The sequence below is a fragment of the Roseateles sp. genome, assembly GCF_039595295.1.
Lineage (GTDB): Bacteria > Pseudomonadota > Gammaproteobacteria > Burkholderiales > Burkholderiaceae_C > Roseateles.
The window spans coordinates 18,049-42,180 of sequence record NZ_JBCNLU010000038.1 but is presented as its reverse complement, the minus strand read 5'-3'; the positions used below and the strand labels follow the sequence as shown (position 1 = coordinate 42,180).

Below are 24,132 nucleotides of genomic sequence, written 5' to 3'. Positions count from 1 at the left end.
AGCCGCCCTCGAAGCCCGCATCCGGCGTCACGCCGACGATCGTCGTGCGCGACGGCAGCCTCACCACGACCTGCGCCGCCTGCCGTTTCGCCGAGCGCTTGCGCGCCTCCTCCAGCGGGCCTTCCGGCGGCTTGCGTCCCCAGCTCGCCGGGTCGTACTGGCGCGCGAATGCGTCGAGATCGAAAGCGGGGTCGCGGAAGTCATCGAGGCCCAGGCGCTTGCCGGCCGCATCGGCGGCGAGGTCGATGCGCGCGGCCAGCGCGATCAGCTTGGGCGTGTCGCCGAGCGACAGGGCTGCGTCGAGCTCCGCCCGCGTGCGGACGAAGCGGACCGCCTCGGGCCGCGCGTCCGATCCGCCGACCGTCCCGCCCGCCATCGAGGCCCAACCGTCGCCCGCGGCGATCGGCTCGAAGGCCGCGGCGGGCAGCGCGAGGTTGCGGTACTCGGCCATGCGATTCGCCGCGTCGCCGCTCGCGCCGAAGGGCCGACGCGAGGTCGACGCGGACCACGCCGTGAGATGCGGCCCGAGCAGGCTGTCGCGGATCACCGCGCGACCGTTGGGCGCTTCCGGCGCATTGCGCCACTGGCCGGCCTTCACGCCATGGTCCCAGGCGCGGCCCAGGCTGATGCTCGCTGCCGCGACGCCGGGCTCCGACAACAGCCGGCTGTTGATGACCAGCATCCCGTCCGAGCGCGCGGCCGGCGTGCTCGGCGCGAGCACGTGACCGCCGTGTCCCGCGATGCGGCGGCCCGCGCGGCTCACGATCAGGCTGTCGTCGATCACAAGCGCCGCGGCGCCGAAGATGAAGTCCACATCGCCGCGGATCTCCGAGCGCCGCACCAGCACGCGGCTGCGCGCGCCATGGCGCTGCTCCGCATAGAAGGTGTCCTGATGGCCCAGCAGCCGCACGTCCTGCAGCTGGATGCGGTCGCCGGCGGTCATCAGCGCCACGGCCTGCGCGCCGCCGCTCTCCGACACGCCGGGCGGATAGCCGACGCCGCCGCGCACGCCATCCATCGCGTCGTTCGCGATGGTCAGCCGAGCGAGCTGCACGTCGTCGCTGTGGATCGCGACGCTGGCGCTGCCGGCCGTGCCGACGATCTCGCTGCCCAGCGCGGGGATGCAAGGCTGGGCCGCGGCGTCACGCGCCTTGGGCAGCGCGTTGTAGCGGCCGTCGACCAGCACGACCGCCGAGGGATCACCCGTCCCGTAAAGCGCGAACGGCGCCTTGCCCTGCACGCACAGCGGGCCGCGATAGGTGCCCGGCTTGACGAGGATGTAGCTGCGGGCAGCGCCCGATGCGCCCGATGCGCCCGACGTGCCCGGGGCGCCTGGTGCTCTCGACGGCAACGCATCCAGCGCCGCCTGCACGGAGCGGTGCGTGCCGCTGCCGTCGGCCGCGACCACGAAGGTCGGCGTCCAGCGCAACGGATCCAGCGGCGCGGGCGCCCAGTCGCCCAGGTGAGCGGCGATGGTGACCGACGCGGCCTGCGCGTCGCTCAGCTGTGGACGTTCCTGAGCCGCGAGGCCCTGCGCCATCACGCAGCCGCCAGCCGCCGCCACGGCCTCGATCACGCGCGCACGCCAGCTCCGCATCACAGATCCGCCAGATACAGCGCCGGCTCGCCCTCGGCATCCGCGCTGAACAGCACCTGCTTCTCGTCCGGCGTGAAGGACGGATGCGGATGCGTGACCTGCCGGTTGCCCTTGTAGACGCGCCAGGAGCTGTCATGCCGCGAGACGCGGCGCTCGGTGCCGGCCCTCAGATCGAAGAGATGCAGGTACGGATCGGTCGCGATCTGATGACTGCCGGTGTCGGCCACGTCGGCCGGCGAATCGCAGCCGTCGCCGATCAGCAGCGAGCCGTCGTGGTTGCTCATCAGATGCGAGCACGGCGGCATCTTCGTCAACCGCCTGGATTCGAGCGTCACCGGATCCAGCGCGCAGATCCAGCGGTCGCGCTGCCCCTTGAGGTAGGACACGTAAATCATCGCGGAGCCGTCCGGCACCCAGAACTCATGGGTGCAGCTCTCGCCGACATCGTGCCGGCGACCGCAGCGCACGTTGCGGCCGTCCTCGTCGATGAACCACATGCGCGCGTCGACCAGGTCATGCGGACCCTCGTGGCAGTACGCCACCGTGCGGTCGTCGCCGGGCCGGTACTGCGGATGGCCCAGCCAGCCTTGCTGCTCGAGGATCACCTCGCGCGCCCCGGTCGCCAGATCGATGCGGATCAGCCGGCAGCGCGGCTTGGCATGGAACATCTGGTGGAACTTCTGCCAGTCGCTGAGCGGGAACCAGTCAGAGGCCGCGATCTCGATGCCGACCATCTTCGTGCACGCGCTGTTGGACACCCAGGTCCCGTAGCCCACCCAGCCCTCGGGCACGGTGTAGACGACCTCCTCGCTCAGGTCGCTCAGCGACAGACGGATCAGCCGCCGCTCGGCGCGGACGAAGTACAGGTGCCGGTCGTCGGGGCTGAGGAAGCCGCCGAAGGTGTTCTCGCCGGCCTGGTCGGTGAGCTGCGTCGCGCGCTGCGTCCGCAGGTCGAGCAGGTGGTAGTTCCAGCTGCTGCCCGGGCCGAACTCGCCGCCGAAGATCAACTGAGCGCCGTCGTTGGTGAAGCACTTCTGATAGAAGTAGTTGCGGTGGCAGGTCACGTCGGTCGGCGTCAGGCGCGTGACGCGCGCGCCGGTGTCGGGATCCTCGCGGGTGACGAAACGGAGCTGGCGTTCAGTGGCTTTCATGATTCCTCGGAAGTTCTTTACTTGATCCGCTGCAGCAAGGCCTGACCCTCGACGACCAGCCGACGCGCGGCCTCCGCATCGCCGGTCTTGCCGTAGGCGACGGTCTCGAAGACCTCGCGCATGAACTTGTGCAGGCGTGCATGCTCGAACAGCGGCGCCGGTCGCTTGAGCCGGCCCGACTCCCGCTGCGCGCGGATCTGCTCGTGCGCCGCGACCTCCAGCGGCGGCAATGCGCCGGCCGCCTTCAGCTGCTCATAGGGCCCGCGCGCCGACGGCAACCCGCGCGTGCGGCCCAGCACCGTCGCGGCCTCGCGGTCGGTGAGCAGGAAGTTGACGAGACGCGCGGCCATCTCGGCGCGGCCGTTCTTCTCCGCATGCCGGCTGACCGCATACATCACCGTCGGCCGCCCGAACATGCCGCTGTCCAGCGCGCCCGGCAGCGTCGGGAAGGCGCCAAGCGCGAGCCGCTGCTGCTTGTCCAGCGTCGACGATCGCAGCGCGATGACCGAGTCCCAGGTGTAGTTGCCCGCCCAGCGGCCGACCACCCAGTCGGGTTGCTGCTCGGTGGGCTTCTCGGCGCCGCCCAGGCTGGCGCGCAGCGGCAGCGGCGTCGCGACGTGATCGCCGATCAGCCGCTGGTAGACGCGCACCCAATCGAGCGCCGCCGCCTCGCTCATCGCCACGCGCGGCTTCGCCGGATCGACGTAGGGCGTGCCGTGGCGCTGCTGCACCCAGGCCTGGGACAGCAGCATCATGTCGTAGAGCTCGCCATCCAGCGGATAAGCGTCATCGCCCAGCACCCGCTTGAACACGGGCCCGGCGGCGAAGAGCTCATCCCAGCTCGTGGGCAGCGCAAGCCCGGCGCGCTCGAAGGCCGCCGCGTTCCACAGCATCACCCGCGCGCTGAAGGACACGGGCAGCGCATTGAGCTTGCCCGCCACGTCGCCGTAGGCGATGTCGTCCGCCTGCAGCTGCGACAGGTCGATCAGATCGGCGCTCCGGCGCAGATCCGCGAAGCCGTTCCCGCGCTTGCTGAACATCGCCAGCCAGGCCCAGTTGATCTGCATCACGTCGGGCTCGGAGCCGCCGGCGATCTGGGTCGTCAAACGCTCCAGGTAGCCGTTGAAGCCCATGTACTCGGCCTTGACCTTGACGCCGGGATGGCGGCGCTCGAAGAGCGCCAGGGCCTTCAGCGTCGCCTCGTGCCGACCCGCGCCGCCCCACCACGCGAAGCGCAGCACGACGTTGCGATCCTCGGCGCGCAGCAAGGCGGGCGCGGTCAGGGCCGCCGTCACGCCGGCGGACGCGGCCACCGCGGCGGAGCCCGCCGCGAGCCCCAGCAGCTGTCGTCGCGGCAGGCTCATGCGAAGGTCCCCTGCGCGGCGCGCAGCGATGCCGGCGCCGATCCTGAGGAGGACGCGGAAGCCCAGGCGGGCGACAACAGGTTCACGCCGCTGGAAGCGTCGAAGAGGTGGCAGGCCGACATCTGCAAATGCAGCGTCAGCGCATCGCCGCGCGACAGGCCGGCGAGCGCCGACGCCTGCTCGGCCGGCACGCGCGCCGTCACCGGCAGCGAGCCGAGGTCCGCATGCAGATAGAGCTCCGAGCCCATGTGCTCGGTGAAGCGAAGCCGCGCGCTCGCCGCGACGCTGTCGCCCTGCGCGCGCGCCACGATGCCGATGTGTTCGGGCCGCAGGCCGAAGGTGACGGCGCCCTCGTCGATCCGCGGCAGCGCGGCCACACCGGTCGCTCTGTCCGCCGGCAGCGGCAGACGCGCGCCGCCGACCTCGACGGCCAGGCCCGCGTCCGTCGCCACCAGCCGACCCGCCAGCAGATTCATCTCCGGAGAACCGATGAAGCCCGCCACGAAGCTGTTGGCCGGCCGGTCGTAGAGCGCCGTCGGCGTATCCACCTGCTGGATCACGCCGTCCTTGAGCACGCAGATGCGCTCGCCCATGGTCATGGCCTCGACCTGGTCGTGGGTCACGTAGATGGTCGTCGCCGGCTGGCGGCTCTCGCGCAGTGTGCGGTGCAGCTCGGTCAGGCGCACGCGCATCGCGGCGCGCAGCTTGGCGTCGAGGTTGGACAGCGGCTCGTCGAAGAGGAAGACATCCGGCTTCTTCACGATCGCGCGGCCCACCGCCACGCGCTGCGCCTGGCCGCCGGAAAGCTGCTTGGGATAGCGGTCCAGCAGGTGCTCCATCTCCAGCAGCGAGGCGGCATGGCGCACGCGCTGGTCCAGTTCGGCCTTGGGCGTGCCCGCCAGCTTCAGGCCGAAGGCCAGGTTGTCGTAGACCTTCATGTGCGGGTACAGCGCGTAGTTCTGGAACACCATCGCGATGCCGCGCTGCTTGGGCGGCAGCGCGTTGACGTTGCGATCCCCGATGCGCAGCTCGCCGCCGGAAATGCTCTCCAGCCCCGCGATCATGCGCAGCAGCGTGGACTTCGCGCAGCCCGAGGGGCCGACGAAGACCATGAACTCGCCGTCCTTCACTTCCAGGTCCACGCCGTGCACGGCCTTGAATCCGTTCGGGTAGACCTTCTCGATCTTGCTCAGGCTCAGTCTTGCCACGTCTTGTCTCCGTGTCTGTTCTTGTCGGCGCCGGCTTGTCCCGCCGGTCGTCCACGCAGCGCTCGCGCCGCCGTGTCATCGCTCGATGCGCGCTATCTGGTGACCCGCTTCATCCCTTGACCCCGCTGGAGGTCGCGCCCTCGATGAAGTGCTTCTGCGCGGCGAAGAACACCGCCACCGACGGGATCAGCGCCACCACCGAGATCGCGATCACGTTGGCCCACTCGACCTCCTCGGTCGCGCCGATGCTCATCTTCAGCGCCAGGGACACCGGGTACTTCTCGACCGAGGCCAGATAGATCAGCGGGCCCATGAAGTCGTTCATCGTCCAGATGAACTGGAAGACGATGACCGAAATGATGGCCGGCTTGAGCAGCGGCACGATGATGTGCCACAGCAGCTGCAGCGCGTTGCAACCGTCGATCTGGGCGGCCTCCTCCATGTCGCGCGGAATGCCGCGCAGGAACTGCACCAGCATGAAGACGAAGAAAGTGTCGGTCGCGAAGGCGGAGGGGATGATCAGCGGCAGATAGGAATCCAACCAGCCGATCTCCCGGAAGACCAGGTACTGCGGCAGCCGCAGCACGATCAGCGGCAGCATCATCGTGGCGATCATGATGCTGAAGAGGAACTTGCGGCCCCAGAACTCGAAGCGCGCGAAGGCGTAGGCCACCAGCACGCAAGAGATCACCGTGACGGCGATGCGCGGAATGGTGATCAGGAAGCTGTTCAGGAAGTAGGTCGCGAAGCTGTACTCCGTGCTGGTCTTCCAGCCCTTGGCGTAGGCGCCGAAGTCGAAACGGTCCGGCCAGAATCCGGCGGAGCTGAAGATCTCGGCGTTGCTCTTGAAGGACGCGCCTACCAGCCACAGCAGGGGGTAGAGCATCACGAGGGCGACGGCGGACAGCGCCAAGTAGCGGAGCCAGCGGTTGCCGCGGTCGCGGCCCAGGATCAGGCGAAGACCCTCTCCCCCGCCCTCTCCCGCACGCGGGAGAGGGAGCTTCGAGGCGCTCGTGGTGATCGGTGCGCGGCTCATCGCTTGCTCTCCTTCTCGCCCGATCGGGGATCGGCTCATCGTTGGGTCTCCTTCTCGCCGGAGTAGAAGACCCAGTACTTGGAGCTCCAGAAGGACAGCGCCGCCAAGCCGCCGACCAGCGCGAACAACACCCAGGACAGCGCCGCCCCGTAGCCCAGGTTGAAGAAGCGGAAGCTCTGGTCGTAGATGTAGAGCGCCAACACGTAGGTCGAGTGCAGCGGGCCGCCCTCGGTGATCATGTAGGGACCGTTGAATTCCTGGAAGGCGTGGACCATCTGCATGATCACGTTGAAGAAGATCACCGGCGTGATCAGCGGCACCGTGATCTTCCAGAACTGCTGCCAGCGGCTGGCGCCGTCGCACTCGGCCGCCTCGTAGAGCGAGATCGACACGTTTTGCAGCGCCGCCAGGAAGATCACCATCGCCGATCCGAATTGCCAGGTGAACAACAGCACGATGGTCCACATCGAGTAATGCTCGTCGGCCAGCCAGGCGATGGGCTCGAAGCCGAGCTTCATCAGGATCAGGTTGACCAGCCCGTTGCGCGCGAAGACGAAGCGCCACAGCACCGCCACCGCGATCGAGCCGCCCAGGATGGACGGGATGTAGAAGGCGGCGCGGAAGAAGTTGATGCCGCGCAGCTTGAAGTTCAGGACGTGCGCGATGAACAGCGCGAAGCCCACGCGCAGCGGCACCGCCAGCACCGCGAAGAGCAGCGTCACGCCCAGCGATTGGCGGAACAGGGGATCCGCGGTGGCGAGCTCTTCATAGTTCCGCAGCCCGACGAACTGGGGCGGGTCGATCAGGTCGTACTGCGTGAAGCTCAGCGCGAAGCTCATCACGAAGGGGAAGAGCTTGAACAGCAGCACCCCCAACACGAAGGGCAGCACGAAGAGAAAGCCCAGGCGCTTGTTCTCGTACATGTCAGCGCGCCAGCCAGCCCCCGTCGACCGCGACGGTGTAGCCGTTCACGTAGTCCGACGCCTGGGACGCAAGGAACACGACCGGGCCCGCGAGGTCGTCCGGGCTGCCCCAGCGACCGGCCGGGATGCGGTCCAGGATCGCGGCGTTGCGCGTCTCGTCCTGGCGCAGCGCCGCGGTGTTGTTGGTCGCCATGTAGCCGGGCGCGATCGCGTTGACGTTGATGCCGTGCGCGGCCCATTCGTTGGCCATCAGCCGGGTGATGCCCATCACGCCGCTCTTGCTGGCGGTGTACGAGGGCACCCGCACGCCGCCTTGGAACGAGAGCATCGACGCCACGTTGATGATCTTGCCGCCGCCGCCCTGTGCCAGGTATTGCCGGGCCACCGCCTGCGAGAAGAAGAACACCGTCTTGAGGTTGAGATCGACCACGTCGTCCCAGTCCTTCTCGCTGAAGCGGATGGCGTCCTCGCGGCGGATGATGCCGGCGTTGTTGACCAGGATGTCCACGCGGCCGGTCAGCGACTTGGCCTCGGCGACCAGGCCCTCGATGCAGCTGATGTCGCCCAGGTTGGCGCGCAGGTCGAGGAAGCGGCGGCCCAGGCGCTCGACCTCGGCGCGGGTCTCCACCGGGTCGGAGACGTTGACGCCGACGATGTCCGCGCCGGCTTGCGCCAGCGCCACCGCCATGCCCTGCCCCAGGCCGGTGTTGCAGCCGGTGACGATGGCCACGCGGCCCGCGAGCTGGAATTGATCCAGGATCATGTCTGTTCCCTTCCGTCCGGTGAGCTCAGCGCAGCGCCGTCATCGGCACGTGATCCATGTCCTTGAAGACCTGGTTCTCGCCCACCATGCCCCAGATGAAGGTGTAGGCCTGCGTGCCGACGCCCGAGTGGATGGACCAGCTGGGGCTGATCACCGCCTGCTCGTTGCGCACGACCAGGTGGCGCGTCTGCGTGGGCTCGCCCAGCATGTGGAAGACCACCGCGTCCGACTTCATGTCGAAGTAGAAATAGACCTCCATGCGGCGGTCATGCTGGTGGCAGGGCATGGTGTTCCAGAGGCTGCCCGGCTCGAGCTGCGTCATGCCCATCAGCAGCTGACAGGTCGGCAGCACGTCCGGCACCAGGAACTTGTAGATGGTGCGGCGGTTGCTGGTCTCGGGCGAGCCCAGCGTCTCGGGCGAGGCCTCGGCCAGCGTGACCTTGCGGGTGGGATACGAGGTGTGGGCCGGCGCGCAGTTGAAGTAGAGCTTGGCGGGATTGGCCGCGTCGACGCTCTTGAACTCGATGATCTTCGCGCCCTGGCCGACGTACAGCGCCTCGCGCGGACCGATGTCGCACTGGGTGTCGTCGACGAAGACGCGCGCCGCGCCGCCGATGTTGATCAGGCCCAGCTCGCGCCGCTGCAGGAAGAAATCGGTCCCGGTGTATTTCCCGAGCTCCGGCGCGAAGGTCACCGGCTGGGTCACCGGCATGATCCCGCCCACGATGATCCGGTCGATCTGGCTGTAGGTCAGCGTCGCCTGGTCGGGCTGGAACAGGTCCTCGACCAGGAACTGACGGCGCAGGCCTTCGGTGTCCAGCGTGCGGGCGTGCTCGCTGTGGATGGGTTGGCGGATTTCCATGTCTTCCTCGGTGGGGTGGTGCGGGACCGTCCGATGCGGACCGCGCGGCGGGCGCATCCGGCCGGTTCTGCCGGGTCGGAAACACCCGGCTTGGGGGCGCTTCCTGGATCTGATGGAACGAAGCGTACGAGTCTGCGGACTTTCCCGGAACTATGGTTTCTATGTAGTGAACCGGCGTTTCAATTTTCGACATCCTCGCTATAGTTGCCTGCAACGACGGCTTCGGACCGTCCGTGCCTGCAGGAGACGCCCCCCGATGAATCCGACCGCCGACCCCTATTTCGAGAACGACGCCGAGCCGTGGACCGAGCTCGGCGACGGCATCCGCCGCAAGATCGTCGGCCACACGCCGGAGCTGATGTCGGTGCTGGTGCGCTTCGACAAGGGCGCGATCGGCACCCCGCATGCGCATGACGCGCATGACCAGATCGCGTTCGTGATCAGCGGCGCTTTCGAATGCGAGGTGGGCGGCGTCAAGAAGCTGCTGCGCGCCGGCGACGCCTTCGTCGCCCCGCGCCTGACCATGCACGGCGTGGTCGCCCTGGAACAGGACAGCACCTTGCTGGACCAGTTCTCCCCGCGTCGCGAGGACTACCTCTGACGACCCGCGGGTCCCCTGATCTTCGAAGTACCGACACGCAGTACCGAGGCGGCGATCGCACTGCAGCGATGGTCGCTCCCGAGCCGACGGCGCCCTGCGCGCGCCCGTGACGACAACGACGCCGCGAGAGCGACGGGCCACGATCCCGTGCCCGCGGCCGCAGAAGAACCTTGTGGAGACAAGACATGCCCCAACGCCATGGGACCCGCCTCGGGACGTCCGCGTCCGCGCCTTTCTCTCGCGCCGCTCATCCGCCGCGCCTGACCCGGCTGGCCGCCTGCCTGCTGGGCACGGCCACGCTGTCGCTGCCCGCCTGGGCACAGGATCAGGCCGCCGCGCCCGCCCCCGCCTCGGCGGCCAGCGCTGCCGCTGACAAGAACGCCGCCGACAAGTCGCTGGAGACCGTCGTCGTGACGGGTCTGCGCGCCTCGCTGGCGAGCGCGCTCAATGCCAAGCGACAGGACCGCGGCATCGTCGACGTGATCAAGGCCGAGGACATCGCCAAGTTCCCCGACACCAACCTGGCCGAGTCGCTGCAGCGCGTGCCCGGCGTGGTCATCGACCGCGACGCCGGCGAGGGCCGCAACATCACGGTGCGCGGCCTGGGCGCGGACTTCACCCGGGTGCGCATCAACGGCATCGAGGCGCTGGCCACCACCGGCGGCACCGACAGCTCCGGCGGCGCCAACCGCTCGCGCGGCTTCGACTTCAACGTCTTCGCGGCCGAGCTCTTCAACACCATTACCGTGCGCAAGAGCAGCTCGGCGGAAGTGGACGAGGGCTCGCTGGGCGCGACGGTGGACCTGCGCGCCGCGCGGCCCTTCGACTTCAACAAGCGCGTGATCACCGGCTCGGTCAAGGCGCGCTACAACGACCTCTCGCGCGAGACCGATCCGCGCCTGGCCTTCCTGATCAGCGACGTCTTCGCCGATCGCAAGGTGGGCGTGCTGGTCTCGGGCGCGTACTCCAAGCGCCGGCTCTTCGAAGAGGGCTTCAGCACGGTGCGGTGGGACAACGGCGCGTCCTCGGGCGGCTGGTGCTCGCCGCAAGGCGTGACCCCGGCCAATCCGACGACGACGGCGACCACCTGCGGTCCCGCCGCGCAGAATGTGCCGCGCCTGCCCGCGTCGCAAGGCGCCACCGACGCCTACAACCTGGCCAGCAACACCGCCAACTTCCATCCGCGCCTGCCGCGCTATGGCCGGCTCACGCATGATCAGGACCGTCTGGGCCTGACGGGATCGGTGCAGGTCCAGCCCACCGACCGCACGCTGCTGACCTTCGACATCCTGTACTCCAAGCTCAAGGCCACGCGGGCCGAGGACTTCCTGGAGGCGATCTCCTTCAGCCGTACCGCGAGCCAGGGCGGCAAGCCGCAGACCAGCGTGGTGCAAGCGCAGTACGCGCCCAACGGCGCGCTGCAGTACGGCGTGTTCAACGGGGTCGACATCCGCGCCGAGTCCCGCTACGACGAGCTGTCCACCACCTTCACCCAGCCCAGCCTGACGCTGGAACAGGAGATCACCGACCACCTCAAGCTCAATGCCAAGGTGGGCCGCGCCGATTCGCGCTTCCGCAATCCGGTGCAGACGACGACCACGCTGGACGCGCTCAACGTCAACGGCTACACGCTGGACTTCCGCGGCAACGACCGGCTGCCGGTGATCAGCTATCCCTTCGATCCGACGCAGCCCGGCGGTGCGCTGCAGATCGTGGGCGTGCCGCAGGTCGCGACCAACCAGCCGGCCACGGTGGCCAACACCACGACCAGCGAGATCCGCATTCGCCCGCAAGGCGCCAACAACCGCAACGACATCGCGCATGTGGACCTGGCCTGGGAAGTGATCCCCGATCGGCTGACGCTGAAGGTCGGCGGCGATTACAAGAAATACGACTTCGACACCTACGAGTTCCGGCGCGTCAACCAGAACGACACCATCTTCGCCGCGCCGGCCGGATCGGCGGTGCTGACCAAGATGCTGACGGGCTTCGGCCGCGGTCTGAATCTGCCGGCGGGCACGCCCACGTCCTGGGTCATTCCCGACCTCAACGCCATCGCCGCGGCCTACGACATCTACTGCAACTGCATCAAGAGCGGGCCGGCCGGCGGCCCCGGCGATTTCACCTTGTCCTCGACCACCAACGGCAATGCGCGCGGCAACAACCGCGCGGTCGTGGAGAAGGACAAGGGCGGCTTCGTGCAGGCCGACTTCGAGGGCCGCGTGCTGGGCCTGAAGGTGCAGGGCAACGTGGGCGTGCGCTACGTGCAGACGGAGCAGGAGGCCACCGGCTACCTGGCCACCGGCGGCGGCACCGAGGTCGTGATCGGCCAGAAGTACAAGGACTGGCTGCCGGCGCTGAACATCTCGGCCAACCTGGCGCCGGACCTGATCGCGCGCTTCGCTGCGGCCAAGGTGATGGCGCGTCCGCAGCTGGGCAACCTGAATCCGGGCGGCACCATCAGCACCACGGGCACGCTGTCGATCACGACGGGCAATCCCTATCTGAAGCCCTTCCGCGCGAAGACCTTCGACGGCAGCCTGGAGTGGTACTTCTCGCGCAACGCCTTCCTGGGCGTGGGCGTGTTCCAGAAGAACATCAACACCTACATCCAGAGCCTGCGCACCAACGCGCCGTACAACCAGACGGGGCTGCCGCTGTCGCTGCTGCCGGCCAACTTCACCGGCGAAGAGGTCTTCCAGCTGACCACGCCGATCAACACCCCGGGGGGCAAGCTGCGCGGCATCGAGCTGAACTACCAGCAGCCCTTCACTTTCCTGCCGAGCTGGGGCAAGAACTTCGGCACGCTGCTGAACTACACCTACGTCAAGTCCAAGATCGCCTACCTGGTCTCGCCGACCAGCGATTCAATCATCACGGATGACCTGCTCAACATGTCGCCCAAGTCGTGGAACGCCACGCTGTATTACGAGGACGACAAGCTGAGCGCGCGGGTGTCGGCGTCGCGGCGATCGGCGTTCCTGACGCGCGTGCCGGGGCAGAACAACAACGACGTCGAAGGGAAGAACGCCACGCTCAACGTGGACGCGTCGCTGTCCTACAAGGTCAACGAGAAGCTCACGATCACGCTGGAGGGTGTGAACCTGACCAACGAGGCCAACGATCAATTCATCTCACGGGCGCGCAACAGCCCGGTCGTGTATCACGTCACCGGCCGGGAGTTCCTGCTGGGGGCGAGCTACAAGTTCTGATCGATGAAGACGCGAGCATGGCTCGCGGCGCTCGCCCTCGCGGCGGGCGCCGCCCAGGCGCAGGACACGGCCCGGACGCAGATCGCTGCGGACCGGGCCGCGTCGTTGCGGGTGATCCTCGTGGGGGATTCGACGATGGCAACCAAGAGCGGGTATGGGGATGCCTTGTGCGCGAGGTTCAGGCCGGGGGTGCAGTGTCTCAATCTGGCGCGTGGGGGGAGAAGCACGAAGAGCTATCGGGCAGAGGGACTGTGGGGTCAGGTCTTGACGCTGCTGCGGGAGCGGCCCGCCGGGCAGGTGGATGTGGTGCTGATGCAGTTCGGGCACAACGATCAGCCGGGGAAGCCAGGGCGGTCGACAGACCTGGCGACGGAGTTTCCGGCGAACCTCGCGGGGTATGCGCAGGAGGTGGCGGGGACGGGGGCGAGGCTGGTGATGCTCACGCCGTTGACGCGGAGGAGCTTCGATGAACACGGGGTTCTGAAGAATGATTTGAGGCCGTGGGCGGAGACGGTGTTGCGCGTGGCGGCGGAGCGAAAGGTCGCGGTGATCGATCTGAATGCGATCAGCCGGGATGCGGTGCAGGCGATGGGGGAAGTGGAGGCGGATACGCTGGCCATGGCACCGAAGCCGGCAGGCGCGCCGGCGCAGGCGACGTCAGCATCGGAGCGGGCGGGGGCGGCGAATCCGGTGTTTGATCGGACGCACTTGGGGGCGAAAGGGGCGGAGGTGTTTTCGGGGATGGTCGCCAGAGAGCTCGCGGCGACGGTGCCGGGGCTCAGGGACTGGGTGTACTGAACCCAAAGACCCTCTCCCCTGCCCTCTCCCGCAAGCGGGCGAGGGGGTCATTCGTGCGCTCTCCCGCAAGCGGGCGAGGGGGTCATTCGTGCCCTCTCCCGTATTACTCCCTCTCCCGCGGGGCGGGAGAGGGCGGGGGAGAGGGTGGGAGCTCCCGCAGAGCGCAATGCCCGTCGGCCGCTCAAACCAAATCCCCCATCACCTCCGCCGAGATGATCGCCCCGCGATGCCCGATGACCCGTGCCGCCACGCGATTGCCGTGGGCAGCCGATTCAACGGCCCCCTCCCCCGCCAGCCTCCGCGCCAGATACCCCCCCGCGAACGAATCCCCCGCCGCCGTCGTATCCACGACGCGCTCGACCCGTTGCGTCGCCGCCTCGTGCCAGGTCTTGCCCCCCGCCTCTCTCACCAGCGTCGACGCCGCCCCCCGCTTGATGAGCACCTCCGCCGCGCTCAATCCCTTCGCATGCGCGATGGCCGCCTCAAGATCCGGCAAGCCCATCAACACCTGATGATCATCCGCCGTCACCAGCGCCGTGGTCGCGAGCTCGAACGCGCGCTCGAACGCCGCTCGCGCCGTTTCCCGATCCGCCCACAGCCTCGGCCGATAGTTGTTGTCAAACACCACCTGCGCCCCGCGCGCCCGCATCGTCGCCATCAACACGAAGAGCCGCTCCCTGCCCTTCTCCGGCAGGATCGCCAGCGTGATGCCGCTCAGATACAGCGCATCGAACTCCCCCGCCTGGTCCTCGATCGGCGTCACCGCCGCATCGAAGTAGGACCGCGCCGCCGCGCTCTCCCGCCAGTAGTGAAAGCTGCGCTCCCCCGCCGGATCGACCTGGATCATGTAGAGCCCCGGCATCTTCCCCGCGATCCTGCGCACCAGCCCGGTATCGATGCCCTGCTCCCGCCAGCGCTCCAGCAAGCCGGCGCTCAATCCGTCCTCCCCCAGTGCGGTCGCATACGCCACCTCGATGCCGGCCGCCGCGCCGCAGCGCCGCAGGTAGACCGCCGTGTTGAAGGTGTCGCCGCCGTAGCCCAGCGTCATCGCGCCGAAGGCCTCGCCTTGCAGCTCCAACATGCATTCGCCGATCACGGCCACGCGCTTGGTCATCGAGATTCGCTCCGCTTTCCAGGTCCGATTGAACGGCCGCCCCAGCTGGCGACTGCGCCCCTGAAACGACGTTTCAGATTCTGGATTCAGCGCGGGAATCCGACCATCGGAGAGACCCGACCTCAACGCTGCCGGGGCCTCACTCGCCTCGGTGAGCCTTCAGCATGTTGCAGAACAGCGCGCCCTGCTCCACCGCGTCGTCCAGCGCCACATGCGTGTGGGGCAGCGGATCGAACCAGCTCTTGGGCATGTTGCGCTTGGTGGTGGCGCGGAACTCGGTCTTGAGCACCGCCATCGCATAGCTCTTGATGTCCAGCGCGGAGAAGCTGAACGGGCTGTCCCCGGTGAAGCGGATCAGGTACCAGTAGACGAAGAGGAAGTCGAAACCCGCCGGATAGCCGACGAACACGGGCTTCCCAGGCAGCGTCGCGATCCAGGCCACATAGCGGCGCATCGCCGCTTCCGGCGACTCCAGGTCGAGCCGACACGCGGCCCAGGCCTCGGGCTGAGTCGCCCACCAGGCCGCCGTCTTGGGGTGCGGGCTCGCGCCCTCCAGCGTCTCCAGGTTGGCGGAGAAGGTCGACAGCAGCCGCTTGTCCGCCGTGTAGGCCGCCGAGCCGATGCTGAGCAGCGAATGCGGCCCCGGGATCGGGCCGTCGGTCTCGACGTCGGTGCTGATGTAGATCTCGGTCATGACGGCGGATTAGAGCAGCGGCCCATGACGCCGCCGCGCGCGATGCGGTGAACGGCGGAACCGACGCGTCCGGCGGGCCGCGGCGCCGCTCGACTAGCGCTCCTTGAACCAGCGGCCCAGGGTGGCGCGCTCCTCGTCGGTGATGCCGGTGGCGTTGTTCAGCGGCATGGTCTTCTGCACCACGGCCTGCTGATAGATCTCGGCGGCGTGCTGTTCGATCAGTTGGGGCTCGTGGAACTGGATCCGCTTGGGCGCCAGCGCCGCGTTGTGGCAGGCGAGGCAGCGGTCGGTGACGATCTTGCTCACCTGCTCGAAGCTGACCTTGGCCGGCACCGCCGGCACTGCGGCCACGGCAGATGCGGTCGAGGTCGTCGCCGACGAGCCCGACGATGTCGCGACGGGCCTCGGCGCCAGCCAGGCGATCAGCGCCGCCAGCAGCGCCGCGACGATCACCAGCAGCGGCCACGCGTTCACGCCCTTGTGGCGCTTCACGAACCAGGTCCGCACCAGCGCGCCGACCAGCATCAGCCCGATCAGCACCAGCCAGTTGTGCTCGTGCTGATAGAGCATGCCGTAATGGTTGGACAGCATCGCGATCAGCACCGGCAGCGTGAAGTAGGTGTTGTGCACGCTGCGCTGCTTGCCGCGCTGGCCGTGGACCGGGTCCACCGGCCGCCCGGCCCGCATGTCGGCGATGACCTGCTTCTGGCCCGGAATGATCCAGAAGAAGACGTTGGCGCTCATCATGGTGGCGAGCATCGCGCCCACGATCAGGAAGGCGGCCCGGCCCGCGAAGAGCTGGCTCGCCCCCCAGGCCGCGACCGCGACAACGACGGCGATCAAGCCCAGCACCACGCCGTCGTTGCCGATGGCTCCGTCGGCCTTGCGGCCTAAGCGCCGGCAGATCTGGTCGTAGATCAGCCAGCCGCCGACCAGGAAGCCCAGCGCGCCGGCCACGGCCGCGGGCGCGCTCCAGTCGTGGACGCGCTTGTCGATCAGATAGGTGTCGGCGTTGAAGAGATACAGCAGCGCGAAGAGCGCGAAGCCGCTCATCCAGGTCCAGTAGCTCTCCCAGTAGAACCAGTGCAGGTGCTGCGGGAGATCGGCGGGCGCGACCATGTACTTCTGCGGGTTGTAGAAGCCGCCGCCGTGCACCGCCCACAGCTCGCCGTCCACGCCCTTGGCCTTGAGCTCGGGGGCCTGCGGCTTGAGCAGGTGGTTGTCCAACCAGACGAAGTAGAACGAAGCGCCGATCCAGGCGATGGCCACGATCACATGCAGCCAGCGCAGCAGCAGATTGGCCCAATCAAGCAGGTAGCTGTCCATCACGAACGAATTGCAAGTTCCGGACCACCACTGCGGGCGCTGTGAACCGGCTGGCGTCGCGCTCTGAAGGTCCGGAGACCGGTGGCACCGCTGCGACGTCGAGCGCGAGTGTATACAGTCCGGCGCTCAGGATGGAGAGTGAAGACCCCTGCGATCGCCGCGTTCAGCGTGCCTGCATCAGTTGAGCGACGACGGCCAGCGCCACCATCTCCGGCTGCTTGCCCGGAATGCCGGGGATGCCGATCGGGCAGGTCACATGGGTGAGCTCTTCCGGGCTGAAGCCGCGCGCCTCCAACCGGTGTCGGAAGGTCGCCCACTTGCTCTTGCTGCCGATCAGGCCGATGTAGGGCAGATCGCGGGCCTCGCGCTGGCGCTTGAGACAGGCGGCCAGCACGTCCAGATCTTCGGCATGGCTGAAGCTCATGATCAGCACGTGAGAGTCCGGCGCCAGCGACGCCACCGCGGCCTGCACCGGCTCGGACTGCTCGGCGCGGACGTTGTCGGGCAGCGGTTCCGGGAACATGTCCTCGCGGCTGTCGATCCAATGCACGAGGACCGGGAGCCGCGCCAGCAGGTCCACGATGGCGCGGCCCACATGGCCGCCGCCGAAGAGCGCCACCCGGCGCCAACCGTCCTGGGCGCCCAGCCGATTCGACAGACCGGCGATCGCTTGCGCATCCAGCCACTCGAAGCTCAGGAACACCACGCCGCCGCAGCACTGCCCCAGCGACGGGCCGAGCGCGAATCGCTGGCGCGGATCGATCACCCGCCCCGCCGCGAGCGCGGCGCGGGCGCGGGCGGTGGCGTCGAACTCCAGTTGTCCGCCGCCGATGGTGCCGACCACGTCGGAGGCCGTGACCGCCATCCACGCGCCAACCTCGCGCGGGCCGCTGCCCCGCACCTCGTCGACACGCACCAGCACCGCGGGCTCACGCGCGAGCCGCAGGGCCAGGGTTTGCCAGGGACGCATGAGACGCCGCCCGCCCCGCTCAGCTGCCCCGGTAGGTCGAATACGACCAGGGGCTGGCCAGCAAGGGCACGTGATAGTGGGCGCCGGGATCGGCGATGCCGAAGTCGAGCGGGACCTCGTCCAGGAAGGCCGGCTCGGGCAGCGTCACGCGCCGCGAGCGAAAGTAGTCCGCGACCTCGAACACCAGCCGGTAGCGGCCAACCTGCAAGGCGGCGCCCTCCAGCAGGGGGCCGTCCGCGCGGCCGTCGGCGTTCAGGGTCAGCACCTGCAGCAGACGCGGCTCGCCGGACTCGATGCGGTACAGCCGCACGGCCATGCCGCCGGCCGGGCTGCCGTGCATGGTGTCCAACACATGGGTGGTGAGCTTGCCCATCGGATGCTTTTGAAGAGATGGAAAGCGCAAAGTGTATACACTATCGGACACATGAACGCACGCGATCACGACGTCGGCGCTTCGGTCACCGAGCGCATCACCGCCTCCATCACGCAGGCGATCGTCGAGCGCCGCCTGATGCCCGGCACCAAGCTGGTCGAGCAGCAGCTCGCCGACATCTTCGACTGCTCCCGCACGCTGGTGCGCCAGGCGCTGAACCAGCTCAGCCGCGACCGGCTCGTGAAGCTGGAGCCCGCCCGCGGCGCCTTCGTCGCGCAGCCCAGCGTCGAGGAGGCGCGTCAGGTCTTCGAGGTTCGCAAGATGCTGGAAGCCGCCATGCTGGCCGACCTCTGTCAGCGCATCACTCCCCAGCAGATCCGTCAGCTGCGCAGCCACTTGAAGCAGGAGCGCGAGGCCGTCACCCGCACCGACGTCCCCGGCCGCACCCGGCTGCTGGCCGACTTCCACGTGGTGCTGGCACGCATGCAGGGCAACGAAGTGCTGGCGCAGCTGCTGACCGACCTGCTGTCGCGCAGCTCGCTGATCGCGCTCATGTACCAGAGCTCACATTCCGCCGCCGAGTCACAGGCCGAGCACGAAGCCATCGTCGACGCGCTCGAGGCCCGCGACAAGCGCGCGGCGCTGAAATTGCTCGATGCGCACCTCGGCAACGTCGAGGCCAACCTGCGACTCAATCCGCGCGTGCAGGACCTGAAGTCCGCGCTGCAAGGCTGAAGCCATGAAACCCGTCGTCTCTCCCGGCTACCCCCGCGACCTGATCGGCTACGGCGAACATCCGCCGCAGGCGCGATGGCCGGGCCAGGCCCGCATCGCCGTGCAGTTCGTCCTCAACTACGAGGAAGGCGGCGAGAACTCGGTGCTGCACGGGGACCCCGGCAGCGAGCAGTTCCTGTCGGAGATGTTCAACCCGGCGTCCTATCCGGCGCGGCACCTGAGCATGGAAGGGATCTACGAGTACGGCTCGCGGGTGGGCGTGTGGCGGCTGCTGCGCGAGTTCGAGCGCCGCGCCCTGCCGCTGACCGTCTTCGGCGTCTCGATGGCGCTGGAGCGGCACCCCGAGCTGACGAAGGCGCTGGTCGAGCTGCACCATGAGATCGCCTGCCACGGCTGGCGCTGGATTCATTACCAGGGCATGGACGAGGCCACCGAGCGCCAGCACATGGAGATCGGCATGGACATCCTCCAGCGCATGACCGGCGAGCGGCCGTCGGGCTGGTACACCGGCCGTGACAGCCCCAACACGCGCCGGCTCGTCGCCGATTTCGGCGGCTTCGAGTACGACAGCGATTACTACGGCGACGACCTGCCCTTCTGGCTCAACGTGCGCAAGAGCGACGGCGCGCTGGCGCCGCATCTGGTCGTGCCCTACACGCTGGATTGCAACGACATGCGCTTCGCGCTGCCGCAAGGTTTCAGCCACGGCGACGAGTTCTTCGAGTACCTGCGCGACAGCTTCGACGTGCTCTATGCCGAGGGCGCGGAGATGCCGCGGATGATGAGCATCGGCATGCACTGCCGGCTGCTGGGCCGCCCGGGCCGCATGCGCGCGCTGCAGCGCTTCCTCGACCACGTCGAGAAGCACGATCGCGTCTGGGTCTGCCGCCGCGTCGACATCGCCCGCCACTGGCGCGCCACGCATCCCTTCGATGCCGACAAGGCCTTTGTCTGGGGCTGATCCCGCCATCGCGACACACGCCCGCACGACCTCGCCGGATCCTCGATCATGACCGCCATCCGCCTCAGCCTTCCCCTTCTCAACGCCGCCGACGCGGACGGTTTCGTCGCGCTGCTGGACGGCGTGTACGAGCACTCGCCCTGGATCGCCGAACGCGCCTTCTCGGCGCGGCCGGCCGACGGCTTCGCAAGCCTGGCGGCGCTCAAGCTCGCGCTGGCGGACGTGGTCCGCCACGCCGCGATCGACGAGCAGCTCGGTTTGATCCGCGCCCACCCGGAGCTCGCCGGCAAGGCGATGGTGTCGAAGACGCTGACGGCAGAGTCCACGAACGAGCAGAGCAAGGCCGGTCTGACCGATTGCACGCCGGACGAGTTCGCGCGCTTGCAGCAGCTCAACGCCGACTACAACGCGCGCTTCGGCTGGCCCTTCATCCTGGCGGTGCGCGGACCGCGCGGCGACGGCCTGTCGCGCGCGCAGATCATCGAAACCTTCGCCCGTCGCCTGAACGCGCATCCGGACATCGAGCGCGCCGAGTGCCTGCGCAACATCCATCGCATCGCCGAGATCCGGCTGAACGACAAGTTCGGCGTCACGCCGACGCTGGGCAATCAGGTCTGGGACTGGGCGGAGTCGCTCGCGCGCTTCTCCGATCCCGGCTATGCCGAGCACGGTCAGCTGACGACGCTCTACCTGACCGAGGCGCATCGCGCGGCGGCGGCGCAGCTCGCCGACTGGATGCGGGAGTGCGGCTTCGACGAGGTGTCCATCGACGCGGTCGGCAATGTCGTCGGCGTCTATCACGGCGAGAATCAGGACAAACCTCGGCTGCTCACCGGTAGCCATTACGACACGGTCCGCAATGGCGGGAAGTACGACGGCCGGCTCGGCATCCTCGTGCCCCTGATCTGCGTGCGCGAGCTGCATCGTCAAGGCCGTCGCCTCAAACACGGGCTGGAGGTCATCGGCTTCAGCGAGGAGGAGGGCCAGCGCTACAAGGCGACCTTCCTCGGCTCCAGCGCGCTGGTGGGTCGCTTCGACCCGGCGTGGCTGGATCAGGCCGATGCGGACGGCGTCGTCCTGCGCGACCTGATGCGCGACGCGGGACTGCCCGGGACGATGGAGGCGATCCAGGCGCTGAGACGAGATCCCTCGCGCTATCTGGGCTTCGTCGAGGTCCACATCGAGCAGGGACCGGTGCTCAACGAGCTGGACCTGCCCTTGGGCATCGTCACCTCGATCAACGGCAGCATCCGCTATGTCGGCGAGCTGCGCGGGCTGGCCTCGCACGCGGGCACGACGCCGATGGGTCGACGCCGCGACGCCGCCGCCGCGGTGGCGGAGCTGATCCTCTTCGTCGAGGAACGCGCCGGCGCCGTGCCGGAGGTCGTCGGCACCGTGGGCCAGCTGCAGGTGCCCAACGGCTCGATCAACGTGATCCCGGGCCGGTGCCGATTCAGCCTGGATCTGCGCGCGACCACCGACGCCGCACGCGATGCGCTCGATGCCGACGTGCGAGCCAAACTCGCCGAGATCTGCGAGCGTCGCGGCCTCACCTTCACGCTCGAGCGCACCGAAACCGCCGCCGCCGCGCCCAGCGATGCCGCTTGGCAGGCGCGCTGGGAACGCGCGGTGAGCGCGCTGGGGCTCCCCATCCACCGCATGCCCTCCGGCGCCGGCCACGACGCGATGAAGCTGCATCAGGCGATGCCGCAGGCCATGCTGTTCCAGCGCGGCCTGAACCTGGGCATCAGCCACAACCCGCTGGAGGCCGTCAGCAACGACGACACCGAGCTCTGCGTGCAGGCCTTCCAGGCGCTGCTCGATGCGCTCTGAGCGTCGTCCTCATCCTCGTCCCGTCGGCGCTCCGGCCCCGGCCCTCGCCTTCGCTCGGACCAGCTCCTCCGCGAATCTGCCGCCACCGTTTTGAGTTGAATCGACCATGACTGCCACGCCCGCTCATCAAGCCCATTACGACGCGCTCGACGCCTGGATCGACGCGCATTTCGACGAGCAGGTCCGCTACCTGCAAGCGCTGGTGCGCGTGCCCACCGACACGCCGCCCGGCAACAACGCGCCGCATGCGGCGCGCACCGCCGAGCTGCTCGCCGCCATGGGCTACGAGGCGGAGCAGCATCCGGTGCCGCAGGCCGAGGTGCGCGAGTACGGCCTGGAGTCGCTGACCAACTTGATCGTGCGGCGCCGCTTCGATGAGCAAGGGCCGGTGATCGCGCTGAATGCGCATGGCGATGTGGTCCCCCCCGGCGAGGGCTGGACCCACGATCCCTATGGCGCGGAAATCGACGGCGGCCAGCTCTACGGCCGCGCGTCGGCGGTGAGCAAGAGCGACTTCTCGACCTACACCTTCGCGCTGCGGGCGCTCGAGGCGCTGCGGGCGCAGGGCGTCGCGCTGCGCGGCGGCGTCGAGCTGCACTTCACCTACGACGAGGAATTCGGCGGCGAGCTGGGCCCCGGCTGGCTGCTCAAGCAAGGCCTGACCCGGCCTGACTTCCTGCTCGCCGCGGGCTTCAGCTACCAGGTCGTGACGGCACACAACGGCTGCCTGCAGATGGAGGTCACGGTACACGGCCGCATGGCGCATGCCGCGATTCCCGACACCGGCGTCGACGCGCTGCAGGGCGCCGTCGTGATCCTGAACGCGCTTTATGCGCGCAATGCCGAGTACAAGAAAGTCACGTCCCAGGTGGAAGGCATCAAGCATCCCTACCTGAACGTCGGCCGCATCGAGGGCGGCACCAACACGAACGTGGTGCCGGGCAAGGTCGTGCTCAAGCTCGATCGCCGGATGATTCCCGAGGAGGATCCGGTCGTCGTCGAGGCCGAGATCCGCGACACCATCGCCCAGGCCGCGGCGAGCGTCGCCGGCATCACGGTCGATGTGCGGCGACTGCTGCTGGCGCGCTCGCTGAAGCCGCTGCCCGGCAACCAGCCGCTGGTGGAGGCCTTGCAGCGTCACGGGGAGGCCGTCTTCGGCGAGCCCATCCCGACCTCGGGCACGCCGCTGTACACCGACGTGCGCCTGTATGGGGAGCACGGCATCCCGGCGGCGATCTACGGCGCGGGTCCGCGCACCGTGCTGGAGTCCCACGCCAAGCGCGCCGACGAGCGCGTCGATCTGGCCGATCTGCGCCGCGCGACCCAGGTCGTCGCCCGCACGCTCCTCGACCTGCTGCGCAAGTCCTGACCCCAATCTGGCGCGCGATGCACCCAGAACGTGCTTCGCGTTTTGTATACAAAGCACGGCACGATCTGCATACATTGACGGATGCGTGGCGATCGGCCGTCGCAAACGATTGGGTACGCCATATGGCGTATGCGGCGTGAAGATGGCATGACGGTTGCGTTGGTCTTCCCTGTTGATTCACAGGAGACCACGATGCTTGCAACCCGCCGCGGCGTTCTGCGCCAGGCCGCCCTCGCGCTGAGCCTGATGACCGGCCTCGTCGCCCAGGCCCAGGCTCAGACCACGCCGATCAAGTTCCAGCTGGACTGGCGCTTCGAGGGTCCCTCGGCGCTGTTCCTCCTGCCCGTCGCCAAGGGCTACTTCAAGCAGGAGAAGCTGGACGTGGCCGTCGATGCGGGCAACGGCTCCGGCGGCGCGGTGCTGCGGGTGGCCTCGGGCGCCTACGACCTGGGCTTCGCCGACATGGCGGCGCTGATGGAATTCCACGCCAACAATCCGGACGCGCCGTCCAAGCCGGTGGCCGTGATGATGGTCTATAACAACACGCCGGCCGCGGTGCTCGCGCTGAAGAAGAGCGGCATCAAGTCCCTGCAGGAGCTCGCCGGCAAGAAGCTCGGCGCGCCGGCTTTCGACGCCGGGCGGCGCGGCTTCCCGGTGCTGGCCAAGGCCAACCGGATCGGCCCGGTGCAATGGATCAGCATGGATCCGCCGCTGCGCGAGACCATGCTCGCGCGCGGCGACGTGGACGCGATCACCGGCTTCTCCTTCACCTCGCTGCTGAGCCTGGAGGCGCGCGGCGTGAAGGCCTCCGATGTCGTCGTCTTCCCCTATCCGGATCACGGCGTGAAGCTCTACGGCAACGCGATCATCGCCTCGCCCAAGTTCATCAAGGAACACCCCGAGCAGCTCAAGGCCTTCCTGCGCGCCTTCGCCAAGGGCGCCAAGGAAGTCATGGCCAATCCCGACGCCGCCATCGCCTACGTGAAGGAGCGCGACGGCATCGCCAACGCGGACCTGGAGAAGCGCCGCCTACGCATGGCCATCGACGCCGTCATCGCCAGCCCGGACGCGCGCGCCGAGGGCTTCGGCCAGATCGCCGTGCCGCGCATGAGCCTGATGGCCAGCCAGGTCTCCGACGCCTACGGCACCAAGACCCGCGTCGATCCGATCGCCGTGTGGAACGGCAGCTTCCTGCCCTCGGCCGCCGAGCTGAACGTCCTGCCGCCGGCGAAGAAGTGAGCG

At 68.4% G+C, this 24,132-nt stretch carries 20 protein-coding genes and 1 pseudogene; 8 read left to right on the top strand and 13 right to left on the bottom strand.

Going from position 1 to position 24,132, the window contains the following annotated elements; genetic code table 11:
- From ABDW59_RS20540 to kduI, 8 genes and pseudogenes are all read right to left on the bottom strand, one after another.
- Positions 1–1,597 (bottom strand): pectinesterase family protein (locus tag ABDW59_RS20540; protein ID WP_343632582.1); only part of this gene is annotated, 1,597 nt, incomplete at its 3' end.
- On the bottom strand, positions 1,597–2,748 hold the full coding sequence (locus tag ABDW59_RS20535) for an oligogalacturonate lyase family protein (RefSeq protein WP_343632580.1): 1,152 nt from the start codon (positions 2,746–2,748) through the stop codon (positions 1,597–1,599). The genes ABDW59_RS20540 and ABDW59_RS20535, both read right to left, overlap by 1 nt.
- Before the next feature lie 17 nt (positions 2,749–2,765).
- Positions 2,766–4,112: an ABC transporter substrate-binding protein gene (locus ABDW59_RS20530; RefSeq protein WP_343632578.1), complete on the bottom strand. Its 1,347-nt coding sequence runs from the start codon at positions 4,110–4,112 to the stop codon at positions 2,766–2,768.
- 98 nt (positions 4,113–4,210) lie between these two features.
- A pseudogene (gene ugpC, locus ABDW59_RS20525) lies at positions 4,211–5,320 on the bottom strand (sn-glycerol-3-phosphate ABC transporter ATP-binding protein UgpC); the annotation flags it as partial.
- 109 nt (positions 5,321–5,429) lie between these two features.
- Positions 5,430–6,356: a carbohydrate ABC transporter permease gene (locus ABDW59_RS20520; protein WP_343632576.1), complete on the bottom strand. Its 927-nt coding sequence runs from the start codon at positions 6,354–6,356 to the stop codon at positions 5,430–5,432.
- 35 nt (positions 6,357–6,391) lie between these two features.
- Positions 6,392–7,279, bottom strand: coding sequence for a sugar ABC transporter permease (locus ABDW59_RS20515; RefSeq protein WP_343632574.1), 888 nt, complete (start codon positions 7,277–7,279; stop codon positions 6,392–6,394).
- A 1-nt stretch (position 7,280) separates the two neighbouring features.
- A complete protein-coding gene (kduD, locus tag ABDW59_RS20510) occupies positions 7,281–8,042 on the bottom strand; it encodes a 2-dehydro-3-deoxy-D-gluconate 5-dehydrogenase KduD (RefSeq protein WP_343632572.1) in 762 nt (253 codons plus the stop codon).
- 25 nt (positions 8,043–8,067) lie between these two features.
- A complete protein-coding gene (gene kduI, locus ABDW59_RS20505; RefSeq protein ID WP_343632570.1) occupies positions 8,068–8,904 on the bottom strand; it encodes a 5-dehydro-4-deoxy-D-glucuronate isomerase in 837 nt (278 codons plus the stop codon).
- A gap of 256 nt (positions 8,905–9,160) precedes the next feature.
- On the opposite strand from kduI, the gene ABDW59_RS20500 reads away from it, so the two are divergent.
- The 3 genes from ABDW59_RS20500 (at position 9,161) to ABDW59_RS20490 (ending at position 13,515) form a co-directional block, all read left to right on the top strand.
- On the top strand, positions 9,161–9,505 hold the full coding sequence (locus ABDW59_RS20500) for a cupin domain-containing protein (RefSeq protein WP_343632568.1): 345 nt from the start codon (positions 9,161–9,163) through the stop codon (positions 9,503–9,505).
- A 185-nt stretch (positions 9,506–9,690) separates the two neighbouring features.
- Positions 9,691–12,717: a TonB-dependent receptor gene (locus ABDW59_RS20495; RefSeq protein WP_343632566.1), complete on the top strand. Its 3,027-nt coding sequence runs from the start codon at positions 9,691–9,693 to the stop codon at positions 12,715–12,717.
- Between the two features lie 3 nt (positions 12,718–12,720).
- Complete coding sequence (locus tag ABDW59_RS20490) at positions 12,721–13,515, top strand: rhamnogalacturonan acetylesterase (protein WP_343632564.1); 795 nt, start codon at positions 12,721–12,723, stop codon at positions 13,513–13,515.
- Between the two features lie 181 nt (positions 13,516–13,696).
- On the opposite strand, the gene ABDW59_RS20485 is transcribed toward ABDW59_RS20490, so the two are convergent.
- The 5 genes from ABDW59_RS20485 to uraH form a co-directional block, all read right to left on the bottom strand.
- Complete coding sequence (locus tag ABDW59_RS20485) at positions 13,697–14,629, bottom strand: sugar kinase (protein WP_343632562.1); 933 nt, start codon at positions 14,627–14,629, stop codon at positions 13,697–13,699.
- Positions 14,630–14,768: 139 nt separating this feature from the next.
- Entirely contained in the window at positions 14,769–15,323 is a 555-nt protein-coding gene (locus ABDW59_RS20480; protein ID WP_343632560.1) for an exonuclease, read from the bottom strand.
- Positions 15,324–15,416: 93 nt separating this feature from the next.
- Positions 15,417–16,649: a urate hydroxylase PuuD gene (locus ABDW59_RS20475; RefSeq protein ID WP_343632558.1), complete on the bottom strand. Its 1,233-nt coding sequence runs from the start codon at positions 16,647–16,649 to the stop codon at positions 15,417–15,419.
- A gap of 163 nt (positions 16,650–16,812) precedes the next feature.
- A complete protein-coding gene (gene xdhC, locus ABDW59_RS20470) occupies positions 16,813–17,619 on the bottom strand; it encodes a xanthine dehydrogenase accessory protein XdhC (protein WP_343632556.1) in 807 nt (268 codons plus the stop codon).
- A gap of 19 nt (positions 17,620–17,638) precedes the next feature.
- Positions 17,639–17,992: a hydroxyisourate hydrolase gene (gene uraH, locus ABDW59_RS20465; protein WP_343632554.1), complete on the bottom strand. Its 354-nt coding sequence runs from the start codon at positions 17,990–17,992 to the stop codon at positions 17,639–17,641.
- Between the two features lie 51 nt (positions 17,993–18,043).
- Between uraH and ABDW59_RS20460 the strand changes: the two genes are divergently transcribed.
- The 5 genes from ABDW59_RS20460 (at position 18,044) to ABDW59_RS20440 (ending at position 24,129) form a co-directional block, all read left to right on the top strand.
- Complete coding sequence (locus tag ABDW59_RS20460) at positions 18,044–18,727, top strand: GntR family transcriptional regulator (RefSeq protein ID WP_343632552.1); 684 nt, start codon at positions 18,044–18,046, stop codon at positions 18,725–18,727.
- 4 nt (positions 18,728–18,731) lie between these two features.
- Positions 18,732–19,688 carry an allantoinase PuuE gene (puuE, locus tag ABDW59_RS20455; RefSeq protein ID WP_343632550.1) on the top strand — a complete coding sequence of 319 codons (957 nt, stop codon included), beginning with the start codon at positions 18,732–18,734 and terminating at the stop codon, positions 19,686–19,688.
- Positions 19,689–19,745: 57 nt separating this feature from the next.
- Complete coding sequence (gene uraD, locus ABDW59_RS20450) at positions 19,746–21,521, top strand: 2-oxo-4-hydroxy-4-carboxy-5-ureidoimidazoline decarboxylase (protein WP_343632585.1); 1,776 nt, start codon at positions 19,746–19,748, stop codon at positions 21,519–21,521.
- A 106-nt stretch (positions 21,522–21,627) separates the two neighbouring features.
- On the top strand, positions 21,628–22,890 hold the full coding sequence (locus ABDW59_RS20445; RefSeq protein ID WP_343632548.1) for a M20/M25/M40 family metallo-hydrolase: 1,263 nt from the start codon (positions 21,628–21,630) through the stop codon (positions 22,888–22,890).
- A 192-nt stretch (positions 22,891–23,082) separates the two neighbouring features.
- Positions 23,083–24,129, top strand: coding sequence for an ABC transporter substrate-binding protein (locus ABDW59_RS20440; RefSeq protein ID WP_343632546.1), 1,047 nt, complete (start codon positions 23,083–23,085; stop codon positions 24,127–24,129).
- Positions 24,130–24,132 lie beyond the last annotated feature (3 nt).

Excerpts from the sequence above, each read along its gene's own strand:
- ABDW59_RS20535 (WP_343632580.1), bottom strand. The coding sequence starts at position 2,748 with ATGAAAGCCACTGAACGCCAGCTCCGTTTCGTCACCCGCGAGGATCCC.
- ABDW59_RS20530 (WP_343632578.1), bottom strand. The coding sequence starts at position 4,112 with ATGAGCCTGCCGCGACGACAGCTGCTGGGGCTCGCGGCGGGCTCCGCC.
- ABDW59_RS20520 (WP_343632576.1), bottom strand. The coding sequence starts at position 6,356 with ATGAGCCGCGCACCGATCACCACGAGCGCCTCGAAGCTCCCTCTCCCG.
- ABDW59_RS20515 (WP_343632574.1), bottom strand. The coding sequence starts at position 7,279 with ATGTACGAGAACAAGCGCCTGGGCTTTCTCTTCGTGCTGCCCTTCGTG.
- kduD (WP_343632572.1), bottom strand. The coding sequence starts at position 8,042 with ATGATCCTGGATCAATTCCAGCTCGCGGGCCGCGTGGCCATCGTCACC.
- kduI (WP_343632570.1), bottom strand. The coding sequence starts at position 8,904 with ATGGAAATCCGCCAACCCATCCACAGCGAGCACGCCCGCACGCTGGAC.
- ABDW59_RS20500 (WP_343632568.1), top strand. The coding sequence starts at position 9,161 with ATGAATCCGACCGCCGACCCCTATTTCGAGAACGACGCCGAGCCGTGG.
- ABDW59_RS20495 (WP_343632566.1), top strand. The coding sequence starts at position 9,691 with ATGCCCCAACGCCATGGGACCCGCCTCGGGACGTCCGCGTCCGCGCCT.
- ABDW59_RS20490 (WP_343632564.1), top strand. The coding sequence starts at position 12,721 with ATGAAGACGCGAGCATGGCTCGCGGCGCTCGCCCTCGCGGCGGGCGCC.
- ABDW59_RS20485 (WP_343632562.1), bottom strand. The coding sequence starts at position 14,629 with ATGACCAAGCGCGTGGCCGTGATCGGCGAATGCATGTTGGAGCTGCAA.
- ABDW59_RS20480 (WP_343632560.1), bottom strand. The coding sequence starts at position 15,323 with ATGACCGAGATCTACATCAGCACCGACGTCGAGACCGACGGCCCGATC.
- ABDW59_RS20475 (WP_343632558.1), bottom strand. The coding sequence starts at position 16,649 with ATGGACAGCTACCTGCTTGATTGGGCCAATCTGCTGCTGCGCTGGCTG.
- xdhC (WP_343632556.1), bottom strand. The coding sequence starts at position 17,619 with ATGCGTCCCTGGCAAACCCTGGCCCTGCGGCTCGCGCGTGAGCCCGCG.
- uraH (WP_343632554.1), bottom strand. The coding sequence starts at position 17,992 with ATGGGCAAGCTCACCACCCATGTGTTGGACACCATGCACGGCAGCCCG.
- ABDW59_RS20460 (WP_343632552.1), top strand. The coding sequence starts at position 18,044 with ATGAACGCACGCGATCACGACGTCGGCGCTTCGGTCACCGAGCGCATC.
- puuE (WP_343632550.1), top strand. The coding sequence starts at position 18,732 with ATGAAACCCGTCGTCTCTCCCGGCTACCCCCGCGACCTGATCGGCTAC.
- ABDW59_RS20445 (WP_343632548.1), top strand. The coding sequence starts at position 21,628 with ATGACTGCCACGCCCGCTCATCAAGCCCATTACGACGCGCTCGACGCC.
- ABDW59_RS20440 (WP_343632546.1), top strand. The coding sequence starts at position 23,083 with ATGCTTGCAACCCGCCGCGGCGTTCTGCGCCAGGCCGCCCTCGCGCTG.